Origin of the sequence: Pseudomonas sp. ICMP 8385 (genome assembly GCF_002699915.1) — a bacterium.
In the GTDB taxonomy this organism is placed as follows: domain Bacteria; phylum Pseudomonadota; class Gammaproteobacteria; order Pseudomonadales; family Pseudomonadaceae; genus Aquipseudomonas; species Aquipseudomonas gessardii.
Genome location: NZ_LKBY01000057.1, coordinates 1 through 219 on the forward strand (window position 1 = coordinate 1; position 219 = coordinate 219).

At 61.2% G+C, this 219-nt stretch carries 1 protein-coding gene; it reads left to right on the forward strand.

What is annotated here, in order from left to right; translation table 11 throughout:
• A partial coding sequence (locus AO268_RS33975) for a transposase (protein WP_141562790.1) occupies nucleotides 1-219 on the forward strand: 219 nt, incomplete at both ends.

Genomic DNA, 219 nt, shown 5'->3' on the forward strand with positions numbered 1-219 from the left:
CGAGCTGGCGGCCGGCATCCTCGCTGTCATCAATGGCTATCTGGGCGACCGCGGCCTGTCGCTGCGCCAGGGCACCATCGTCGATGCAACGCTGATCAATGCGCCCAGTTCGCCCAAGAACAAGGACGGCAAGCGCGACCCGGAAATGCACCAGACCAAGAAGGGAAACCAGTATTATTTTGGCATGAAGGCCCACATCGGCGCCGATGACGAATCGGG